This is a genomic window from Pantoea sp. CTOTU46764 (assembly GCF_031974595.1).
GTDB lineage: Bacteria > Pseudomonadota > Gammaproteobacteria > Enterobacterales > Enterobacteriaceae > Pantoea > Pantoea trifolii.
Window position 1 is genome coordinate 33481 of the sequence record NZ_DALYOQ010000032.1, and the last position, 10462, is coordinate 43942.

The window sequence follows — 10462 nt, forward strand, 5'->3', positions numbered from 1 at the left end:
CATCTGATAAATTTACATAATTTAATTTAAGGTAAAAGACCTCAGGCTTCGCTTATCTTTTTTTCTTTATCGGGACGTAAAATTAATGTTGCAAACCACCGTAAATATGATGCACTTTATTCATAAGCGTTGTCAGTTGTGTGGCTAAGCCACTGGAGTTCGCGCATGATTCGTCTCTCTCTGGGACAGTTAAATAGTTTCAACACATGCAGTACACTGCGGGGGATTTCTTCCCTGCTAAATAACCTCTCTACTTTTCAAACGTCATTCTCGTTCAATCTCATTTTCTTTACCGGTGCGCGCCTGCGTCTCGGCGCTGATGCGTACCATTCTCACTGGCTCGACACGGCTTACAAGGAAGCCAACTAAACCTCTAAAGCGTTCAAGTCATCGCCGCGGGTGATCCGCCGCGATAAATGAAACCAACTGTAAGGTGCCACTATGGGAAGACAGAAAGCAGTGATCAAAGCACGTCGTGAAGCAAGACGCGTTATTCGTAGCGACTCTCGCAGTCACCGTCAGCGTGAAGAAGAATCGGTCACTTCGCTGGTGCAAATGGGTGGGTTGGATTCGATTGGTATGGCACGTGATGCACGTGACCGCGGGCCGATTGAAGCCAGAAATGAAGCTCAGGCACACTATCTCCATGCCATAGAAACGAAACAGCTTATTTTCGCCACCGGTGAAGCCGGCTGCGGAAAAACCTGGATTAGCGCAGCCAAAGCGGCTGAGGCCCTGATCAATAAGGATATCGAAAGGATTATCGTTACGCGCCCGGTTCTGCAGGCGGATGAAGATCTCGGTTTCCTCCCCGGAGACATTTCCGAGAAATTCGCGCCTTATTTCCGACCGGTATACGACGTTCTGGTTAAACGTCTCGGCGCTTCCTTTATGCAATACTGCCTGCGGCCCGAAATTGCCAAGGTAGAGATCGCGCCCTTCGCCTACATGCGTGGACGTACCTTTGAAAATGCTGTGGTGATCCTTGATGAGGCACAAAACGTCACCGCCGCACAGATGAAGATGTTCCTGACTCGCCTGGGGGAAAACGTGACGGTTATCGTCAACGGCGATATCACCCAGTGCGACCTGCCGTCCCATGCCAAATCTGGCCTCGCCGATGCGTTAGCGCGCTTTGAAGAGGATGAAATGATTGGTGTGGTGCGTTTCGGCAAAGAGGATTGCGTCCGTTCAGCGCTGTGCCAACGCACGCTGCACGCTTACAGTTAACCGTTTGATTGAGAATGTAGCTAAGCAAAACCCGGCGTGAGCCGGGTTTTTTATGTGCGGGATGATGGCGGCATACCATTGGGCGTTTTTTTCACATTATCGCCTGCCCCAGCCCTCCAAAATTTATGTTACTACAACGATTAACATCGCTTTATTGTTTATCCTTGAAAAAGTGTCAGATGAAAAAATATCCCGATAACCTAAAAAATAATTTTGGGAATATTCTTGGCTTTTTTTTCAGTGCTCATCAATACCTTAACTCAAATCTTAAGAAATTTCCTATATAAATCAGATCGAAAAGATCGCCTCGCTTTATTGCCTTCCAAAATCTCCAGCTATATATTCGCGCGGTAACACACAGGGAAAGTGTGCCTACGCGTGCTTTCCGCGCCATTTTTACAAGGAGTAAACATGAGCAACTCTTACCAGAATGAAATCCCCAAAGCCCGTATCAATCTAAAACTCGACCTGCACACAGGTGGGGCGGCGAAGAAGACCGAGCTGCCACTCAAACTGCTGGTGACCGGCGATTTCAGCAACGGCGCGGAAGACCGCCCGCTGTCTGAACGCGAAAAAATCAACGTTAACAAAAACAATTTCAACAGCGTGCTGGCCGATATCGCGCCTGCGGTGTCATTTGCCGTGCCAAATACCCTGGCCGGCGACGGCAGCGAAGAGAACGTGGCGCTGAACTTCCGCGACATGAAAGACTTCGAGCCGGAGCAGGTTGCCCGCCAAATCCCTCAGCTGCGCGCCATGCTGGCGATGCGCAATCTGCTGCGCGACCTCAAATCCAACCTGCTGGATAACGTCACCTTCCGCAAAGAGCTGGAAGCCATCCTAAAAGATCCGGCACTCAGCGACGAACTGCGCAGCGAGCTGTCTGCGTTAGCCACCGATCAAGCCTGATCATCCCCGTAACGGACTATAGAGAGAGAATGCTGATGTCAGTTCAGAATGAAAGCCGTACCGCCGGTGAAACCACCGTGCTGGATCGCCCCGCTGCGGGCGGCGTCTACGCGTCGCTGTTTGAAAAAATCAACCTCAACCCGGTGTCAGAGCTGAGCGACCTCAACGTCTGGCAGGACAATCAGGCGATGTCTGATGCCACCGCCGACGAGCGCGTCACCGCTGCGATGCAGGTATTCCTGACGCGTCTGAAAATCAGCGGCGCGAAAGTGGAAAAGCTGGATAAAAACCTGCTGGATCATCACATCGCCGAGCTGGATCGCCAGATCAGCCGCCAGCTGGATGCTGTAATGCATCACGACGAGTTCCAGAAAGTGGAATCCGCATGGCGCGGCCTGAAGTCGCTGGTGGATAAAACCGACTTCCGCCAGAACGTGAAAATCGAAGTGCTGGACGTGTCGAAAGATGACCTGCGTCAGGATTTTGAAGACGCGCCGGAAATCATCCAGAGCGGCCTCTATCTGCAAACCTACGTCGCTGAATATGACACGCCGGGCGGCGAGCCGATTGGCGCGGTGATTTCGGCTTACGAATTTGATGCCTCGGCGCAGGACGTGGCGCTGCTGCGCAACCTGTCGAAAGTGGCTGCTTCTGCACACATGCCGTTTATCGGTTCGGTCGGCCCACAGTTTTTCCTCAAAGACTCAATGGAAGAAGTGGCGGCGATTAAAGACATCGGCAACTACTTTGACCGCGCCGAATACATCAAGTGGAAGTCATTCCGTGACACCGATGACTCACGCTACATCGGCCTGACCATGCCGCGTGTGCTCGGTCGTTTGCCGTATGGCCCGGATACCGTGCCGGTGCGCAGCTTCAACTACATCGAAGAGGTGAAAGGCCCGGATCACGACAAATATCTGTGGACCAACGCCTCGTTCGCCTTCGCCGCCAACATGGTGCAGAGCTTTATCAGCAACGGCTGGTGCGTACAAATTCGTGGCCCGCAGGCCGGTGGTGCGGTGCAGGATCTGCCGATCCACCTGTACGATTTGGGCACCGGAAATCAGGTGAAAATCCCGTCTGAAGTGATGATTCCGGAAACCCGCGAGTTTGAGTTCGCTAACCTCGGCTTCATCCCGCTTTCGTATTACAAGAACCGCGATTACGCCTGCTTCTTCTCGGCTAACTCAACGCAGAAACCGGCAATCTACGACACCGCTGATGCGACGGCCAACAGCCGCATCAACGCGCGTCTGCCGTACATCTTCCTGCTGTCGCGCATCGCACACTACCTGAAGCTGATCCAGCGCGAAAACATCGGCACTACCAAAGATCGTCGCCTGCTGGAGCTGGAACTCAACACCTGGGTGCGCACGCTGGTGACCGAGATGACCGATCCAGGCGACGAGCTGCAGTCTTCACACCCGCTGCGCGATGCAAAAGTGCTGGTGGAAGACATCGAAGACAACCCGGGCTTCTTCCGCGTCAAGCTGTTCGCCATCCCGCACTTCCAGGTGGAAGGCATGGACGTGAACCTGTCGCTGGTTTCTCAGATGCCGAAGGCCAAGGCTTAAGGCGCAGGAGGCGCGATGAAAATCTACCGACCGTTATGGGAAGACGGGGCGTTTCTGACGCCGCAGCAGTTTCAGCAGCAGTCGCTGTGGGACGCTCACGTCGCCGACACAGTGGCGCGTATGGGCCTGGCGCATCCGTGGGGCGTGGTCCATGCGGAATTTGACGATGGCGCGCTGGCGCTGTCACGTCTCAACGCCACCCGCCTGACGGTGCGCTTTCCCGACGGAACGCTGACGGACACCGCGCTCTCCGACAACCTGCCACCGGCCTGCGACCTGTCCGTTGCAGCCGGCCAGGAACAGGTTGAAGTGGTGCTGGCTTTGCCGTTGCTGAGCGCCAATGGCGGTAATCTCGACGACGGCAGCGACAGCGAACGTCCGCGCCGCTGGGTGGCCGGTCGTGAAGAGGTGCAGGAGCTGGCGGGGCAGGAGCGCACCGGCATTGCCGTGCAGCGTTTTGCTCTGCGTCTGCGTCTTGTGAATCAGGAAAACGGCGCGTATCTCACCTGTCCGGTGGCGCGCCTTGTGCGCAACGCGCAGGGACAGTGGACACGCGATGCGTCATTTATTCCACCAATGTTGTCGCTGTCGGCCAGTCCGGCGGTGCTGACAGCGCTGGGTGACCTGCTACATCGTCTGAGTGCCCGCCGTCAGCGACTGATGGCGCTGCGGCGCGAGAGCAACGAGCGCATGGCCGATTTTGCTGTCGCCGACGTCTCGCTGTTCTGGCTGCTCAACGCGCTGAACAGCGCCGAGCCGGTGCTGCTGGAGTTGTTCCAGTCACCAACCCGTCATCCGGAACTGCTGTACCGAGAGCTGGCGCGCCTGGCTGGCAGCCTGCTGACTTTCTCTCTCGAACACGATGCCGGAAATATCCCGGCTTATCGGCACGACGCGCCGGAGCAGGTGTTTCCGCCGCTGTTTTCGCTACTGGATTCTTTGCTGGAAGCCAGCCTGCCATCGCGCGTCATCTCCATCGACCTAAGCCGTGAAGGCGTGCTGTGGAAGGGGCGATTCCACGACGCGCGGCTGCGCGAAGGGGCAGATTTTTATCTGTCGGTGCGCTCCACGCTGCCAAACCACGAGCTGCAGAGCCGCTTCCCGCTGCTGTGTAAAGCAGGCAGCCATGACGACGTGTCGGAGGTGGTCAACATCGCGCTCAGCGGCATGACCATCCGCCCGCTGCCGCATGTGCCTGCCGCCATCCCGCTGCGTCTGGAAAATCAGTACTTTGCGCTAGACCTGTCAACAGCGGCAGCGCGCGCCATGCTCGATTCCGGTGGCTGCACCTTCTACACCCCGGAATCGTTGGGCGAATTGAAACTTGAACTCTATGCGGTACTGCGCTCATGAACAGCAATAACGCGCTGACCGAGCGCCTTTTCTTTGCCGGCTGGCTAATGGTCAGCCAGCTACGCTGCGGTCAGCAGATTGACAATGGCGATGCGCTCTATCGTCGCGCTACCGGCTGGGTGAACGATGCCCGCCAGGCGCTGACGGAGGCGGGTTTTAGCGAAGCCAATCGCGACCACATGCTGTACGCCTTTTGTGTGTTGCTGGACGAAGCGGTGCTGAACCGCGGTCAGCAGGATGACGGCTGGCTGCGCTGGAGCCGTGACCCGCTGCAGGTGCGTTTCTTTAACTCGCTTAACGGTGGCGAGGCGTTGTGGGAACGTATTCGCGAATTGCTGCGCGAACCCGCTGCGGACGAGACGGTGCTGACCTGTCTGTATCGCACGTTACAACTGGGTTTTGTTGGTCATTACCGCGAGCAGGATGATGAACGCCGCGAGGACGTGGTGCGCGAGTTGGCGACGCGTGTGCCACCGTTTGCCCTGGCACAGGATGCGCCGCTGGTGGTGCGTCCGGCAGGCATGCGCACAGGTCGCCGTTTTTACTGGATGAGCTGGGTGGTGGTCGCCGTGCTGCTTGGCAGCCTGTGGTTCGTCCTGGACGGCTGGCTGGCTCAGATGGTGTCCGGCATTGCGGGGATGAACAAGTGAGAAGCGGGATCGGCAACTTCGCCCTGATCGTGCTGGCCGCGTTGCTTACATTGTGGCTGATCCTCGGCTTCTGGCCGCTTTCGGGCATTACTGCGGCGGCGCTGTGCCTGCTGGTGTTGCTGGTCGCCGGGCTGATGCTATGGCGGCAGGCACGCCAGCGTTATGTGGAAATCGCTGTGGCCGATGATCGTCTGCCGCCTGAAGATTTTCGCGGTGCGGTAGTGCTGGTGTGTGGCGACAGTGCATCGCTGTTCTCCGGCAATCAGCCGCGTGAAACCGTGCAGGGCTGGTATCTGCCGGTTGATGCGCCAGAACAGTTGACTGCGATGGCCGACTACATCACCACTCAGCGTCCGGCTCTGCTGCCACAGGTCTCGCTGTTGCTGACAGTGGTGCCGGAGCAGCACACGTCTGCTGAAGACTTTACTTCCCACTTTCACGGCTGGCAGCGTGCGCTGCTGCAGTGCCGTCGCGTGCTGAAGTGCGCGCCACCGCTGTGGACTGCATGCTGGGTATCACACCCGAACCACGAAGCAGAATGGTTCAGCATCACGCCGGGCCAGGGGGCGCTGCAGGCGTGCATCGCCGGCAACGATACGATGCCGCTGACTGAATGGTTCCGGGAGCAGCCGTCGCGCCTGGTGCAAATGCAGTGGCTGGACAGTCTGCTGATGTGGCAGGAAAAGCACCTTACGCCACTGACGCAGATGAAGCCATGCCGCGCCGGGATTTGCCTGACGCCGGTAACGGCGCTGGCGGACAACCTGTGGGAGCAGCATCTTACTGGGCTGACCACGCTGCCTTATGCACCCGCAGGCACCGATGTCGCGCTGCCATTGCCGGATGCGCTGCTGGCTGGCTTGCCGCGCAGGCAGGGCGTCAGCCGATGCCTGAGGCTGGCGCGCGCGGCGGGCATGATTGTGGCGGTGTTTCTGGCGCTGGCGCTGCTGGCATCGTTCCTTAACAACCAGCGGCTAATCCGCACTATTGGTGACCATCTGACGCTGTGGGCACACCTGTCTGGTGAACCGGCAGAGCCGAAGGTTCACGCGCGCGCGCAGTTAATCGCCGATCGCACACTGCTTGATGGCTGGCAGCGCGGCGGTGAACCGCTTCGCCTTGGCCTGGGACTGTATCAGGGCATGCGCCTGTTCGCGCCGGTCGACGCCGCCATCAACAGCTGGGCGCCTCCGCCGCCTCCGCCGCCGGTTATCCAGCAGATTGTTGAAGGGCCGAAGACCGTGCGCCTCGACAGCCTGTCGCTGTTCGACTCCGGTAAATCTGACCTGAAAACCGGCTCAACCAAAGTGCTGGTCAACGCGCTGGTCGGCATCAAAGCGAAGCCGGGCTGGCTGATTGTGGTGGCGGGCTACACCGACGATACCGGCAATCCGGCGCTGAACCAGCGCCTGTCGCTGAAGCGGGCAGAATCCGTGCGCGACTGGATGCGTGACACCGGCGACGTAGACGAAAGCTGCTTCGCGGTGCAGGGCTTCGGCCAGAGTCGCCCGATTGAAAGCAACGACACTGCCGAAGGCCGCGCGGCCAACCGGCGCGTTGAAATCAGTCTGGTGCCGCAGGCCGACGCCTGCCAGGCAGCGGACGCAATCCCTCCGTCATCACAGGATGGTGACGGCAATCATGAAGAAAAGGAGTAACACATGGCAATTCCGGTTTATCTGTGGCTGAAGGACGACGGCGGTGCGGACATCAAGGGATCGGTGGACGTGCAGGACCGTGAAGGCAGCATCGAAGTGGTGGCACAGCAACATAACCTGTACATCCCGACCGACAACAACACCGGCAAGCTGACCGGCACGCGTATTCACACGCCGTTCCTGTTCACCAAGGAAATCGACTCGTCCAGCCCGTACCTTTACAAGGCGGTCACCACCGGCCAGACGCTGAAGTCTGCCGAGTTCAAATGGTACCGCATCAGCGACGCCGGCCAGGAAGTGGAGTACTTCAACACCAAGCTTGAGAACGTGAAGGTGGTGAAGGTCAAACCGGTGATGCACGACGTTAAGGACCCGTCGAAAGAGAAACACAACCATCTGGAGCAGATCGAGCTGCGCTACGAAAAAATCACCTGGACATATAAAGACGGCAACATCATTCATTCCGATTCCTGGAACGAACGCGCCACCGCCTGATTACGCGTCATATCTCGCGCCGCAGGTGCGTTGGCTGCAACACGAACTATTTAGCGTAATACCTCCGCCGGGCCGGGATTTTTACACCCGGCGGATCGTAGGGTCGCCATTCATGGCGACCTTAATACCCACCACGCCAGATGCCTGGTGATTTCATCCCCGACGGGTGAAACCACAAGTCATTTCCACCTCAGACCTGATGACCTTATGCGCATCGGTACACGGCGACGGGCGGTAGCGTGCCCCCAATCAGGAGAATTTTGCTATGGACAGTCAGTCAGCCGCGCTTCTGCGCCGCCTCAACCCGTTCTGCGCTCAGGCGCTGGAAGCCGCCGCGTCGCTATGCCAGACCCGCGTGCACACAGAAATCCAGCCGGAACACTGGCTGCTCAAGCTGCTGGAGCAGGGCGAGGGCGACATCACCGTCATCGCGCGCCGCTACGAGTGGGATATGGACGCCATCTGGCAGGATTTGCTGGCGTTTCTCGACCGGCAGCCACGCGCGGTGCGCGGGCGTCCGCAGCTTTCAGCTTCTCTTGAAGCGCTACTGAAGCAGGCGTGGCTGATGGCCTCCGCATCTGATAATTCCCCACAAATCCGCAGTATCCACCTGCTTATGGCGCTGTCTGAGCAGCCAAAACTTGCGCAGTGCGAAGGTCTGTGGCCGCTGCTGAGTTTGCGCATGAGCCAGTTGGGGCGTTTACAGCCGATGCTCGAAGCACAGTCCGACGAGCGTGCGGAAGCGGAGCCGCCGGAGATGCCGATCAGCACTATCGAGAAAGCTCCCGCAGGCGAAGCTGCATCAACCGAAGCTCTAACTCGTTTCACCCGCGACGTCACCAGTGACGCGCGTAGCGGAAAAATCGACCCGGTGTTTGGCCGCGACAACGAAATCCGCCAGATGGTCGATATCCTGTCGCGCCGCCGCAAGAACAACCCGATTCTGGTCGGCGAGCCGGGTGTCGGCAAAACCGCGCTGGTCGAAGGGCTGGCGCTGCGTATCGCCGAAGGCAACGTGCCGGACAGTTTGAAGCCGGTGAGCGTGCATACGCTCGACCTTGGCATGCTGCAGGCGGGGGCGGGCGTGAAGGGCGAGTTCGAGCAGCGCCTGAAAAATATCATCACCGATGTGCAAAACGCGCCGCATCCGGTGCTGCTGTTTATCGACGAGGCGCACACCATCATCGGCGCAGGCAACGCAGCGGGTGGCGCCGACGCAGCCAACCTGCTGAAACCGGCGCTGGCACGCGGCGAACTGCGCACCATCGCGGCCACCACGTGGAGCGAATACAAACAATATTTTGAGAAAGACGCTGCGCTGGAGCGCCGCTTCCAGATGGTGAAAGTCGACGAGCCGGACGACGATACCGCGTGCCTGATGATGCGCGGCCTCAAGTCGCGCTACGCTGAACATCACGGTGTACACATCACCGACGCGGCGGTGCGCGCCGCCGTCACGCTGTCGCGCCGCTACCTTACCGGCCGCCAGTTGCCGGACAAGGCGGTTGACCTGCTCGACACCGCCGCCGCGCGCGTGCGCATGAGCCAGGACACCACGCCGGAAGCGATTACCCGTTTAAGAGCGAAGCTGGACGCGTTGAACATTGAGCAGCGCGCCATCCTTGATGATGAGGCGCTAGGTGGCGCTATCTCGCAGGAACGACTGGCCGAAATCGCCGGCCTGATTGCGGTAACCGATGAAGAGCTGGAGGCGCTGGAGCAGCGCTACGGCATCGTGCAGTCGCTGATGCAACAGATGCTGGAAGATCGCAAAGATGCCAGCCAGCGCAGCGCCATCGCACAGCTCCAGACTGACCTCGACGCGCTGCAGCCCGGCGAGCCTCTGCTCACCGCCGACGTGGACGCGCGCATCGTGGCGGGCGTGATTGCCGACTGGACCGGCGTGCCGCTGTCGTCGCTGATGAAGGACGAGCAGGCCGAACTTCTGACGCTGGAAAACCAGCTCGCCACCCGCGTGGTCGGGCAGGACGCGGCGCTTAACGCCATCGCCCAGCGCCTGCGCGCCTCGAAAACCGGACTCACCTCGGAAAATGGCCCGCAGGGCGTGTTCCTGCTGGTCGGCACCAGCGGCACCGGCAAAACCGAAACCGCGCTGGCGCTGGCGGATTTGCTGTACGGCGGCGATAAGTCGCGGATTACCATCAACCTCAGCGAATATCAGGAAGCGCACACCGTTTCCCAGCTCAAAGGCTCGCCGCCGGGCTACGTCGGCTACGGCCAGGGCGGCATCCTCACCGAAGCGGTGCGCAAGCGCCCGTACAGCGTGGTGCTGCTCGACGAGGTGGAAAAGGCGCACCGCGACGTGATTAACCTGTTTTATCAGGTGTTTGACCGTGGATTTATGCGCGACGGCGAAGGGCGCGAAATCGACTTCCGTAACACCGTGATCCTGATGACCTCGAATCTCGGCAGCGACGCGCTGATGCAGCTGCTGGACGAAACCCCGGACGCGAGCGAATCCGAACTGCAGGAGTGCCTGCGCCCGATCCTGCGCGACCACTTCCAGCCCGCGCTGCTGGCCCGCTTCCAGACGGTGATTTACCGCCCGCTGGCGCGCGACGCGATGCGC

9 protein-coding genes are annotated in these 10462 nt (G+C 59.1%); all 9 read left to right on the forward strand.

Annotated features, from left to right (window positions below; genetic code table 11):
• The first annotated feature begins 165 nt into the window (after positions 1 to 165).
• The gene (locus RTM06_RS12580; protein WP_312182570.1) at positions 166 to 369 is read left to right on the forward strand and encodes a hypothetical protein; all 204 of its coding nucleotides are present in this window, start codon (positions 166 to 168) and stop codon (positions 367 to 369) included.
• Positions 370 to 441: 72 nt separating this feature from the next.
• Positions 442 to 1230, forward strand: a complete 789-nt coding sequence (gene phoH / locus RTM06_RS12585; protein WP_008105319.1) for a phosphate starvation-inducible protein PhoH — start codon at positions 442 to 444, stop codon at positions 1228 to 1230.
• Between the two features lie 411 nt (positions 1231 to 1641).
• A complete protein-coding gene (gene tssB / locus RTM06_RS12590; RefSeq protein WP_154157404.1) occupies positions 1642 to 2139 on the forward strand; it encodes a type VI secretion system contractile sheath small subunit in 498 nt (165 codons plus the stop codon).
• A 29-nt stretch (positions 2140 to 2168) separates the two neighbouring features.
• Complete coding sequence (gene tssC, locus RTM06_RS12595; protein WP_312182572.1) at positions 2169 to 3716, forward strand: type VI secretion system contractile sheath large subunit; 1548 nt, start codon at positions 2169 to 2171, stop codon at positions 3714 to 3716.
• Between the two features lie 15 nt (positions 3717 to 3731).
• On the forward strand, positions 3732 to 5069 hold the full coding sequence (gene tssK / locus RTM06_RS12600; RefSeq protein WP_312182574.1) for a type VI secretion system baseplate subunit TssK: 1338 nt from the start codon (positions 3732 to 3734) through the stop codon (positions 5067 to 5069).
• Entirely contained in the window at positions 5066 to 5719 is a 654-nt protein-coding gene (tssL, locus tag RTM06_RS12605; protein ID WP_265297640.1) for a type VI secretion system protein TssL, short form, read from the forward strand. Before tssK ends, tssL begins: the two co-directional genes overlap by 4 nt.
• A 134-nt stretch (positions 5720 to 5853) precedes the next feature.
• On the forward strand, positions 5854 to 7377 hold the full coding sequence (locus RTM06_RS12610) for an OmpA family protein (RefSeq protein ID WP_409455800.1): 1524 nt from the start codon (positions 5854 to 5856) through the stop codon (positions 7375 to 7377).
• A 3-nt stretch (positions 7378 to 7380) separates the two neighbouring features.
• Positions 7381 to 7872, forward strand: coding sequence for a type VI secretion system effector Hcp (gene hcp, locus RTM06_RS12615; protein ID WP_312182579.1), 492 nt, complete (start codon positions 7381 to 7383; stop codon positions 7870 to 7872).
• A gap of 265 nt (positions 7873 to 8137) precedes the next feature.
• On the forward strand, positions 8138 to 10462 hold a 2325-nt coding region (gene tssH, locus RTM06_RS12620), incomplete at its 3' end, for a type VI secretion system ATPase TssH (RefSeq protein ID WP_312182581.1).

What these genes read in the sequence shown, in the direction of transcription:
- RTM06_RS12580 (WP_312182570.1), top strand. Translation starts at nt 166, where the DNA reads ATGATTCGTCTCTCTCTGGGACAGTTAAATAGTTTCAACACATGCAGT.
- hcp (WP_312182579.1), top strand. Translation starts at nt 7,381, where the DNA reads ATGGCAATTCCGGTTTATCTGTGGCTGAAGGACGACGGCGGTGCGGAC.
- tssC (WP_312182572.1), top strand. Translation starts at nt 2,169, where the DNA reads ATGCTGATGTCAGTTCAGAATGAAAGCCGTACCGCCGGTGAAACCACC.
- phoH (WP_008105319.1), top strand. Translation starts at nt 442, where the DNA reads ATGGGAAGACAGAAAGCAGTGATCAAAGCACGTCGTGAAGCAAGACGC.
- tssB (WP_154157404.1), top strand. Translation starts at nt 1,642, where the DNA reads ATGAGCAACTCTTACCAGAATGAAATCCCCAAAGCCCGTATCAATCTA.
- RTM06_RS12610 (WP_409455800.1), top strand. Translation starts at nt 5,854, where the DNA reads ATGCTATGGCGGCAGGCACGCCAGCGTTATGTGGAAATCGCTGTGGCC.
- tssK (WP_312182574.1), top strand. Translation starts at nt 3,732, where the DNA reads ATGAAAATCTACCGACCGTTATGGGAAGACGGGGCGTTTCTGACGCCG.
- tssL (WP_265297640.1), top strand. Translation starts at nt 5,066, where the DNA reads ATGAACAGCAATAACGCGCTGACCGAGCGCCTTTTCTTTGCCGGCTGG.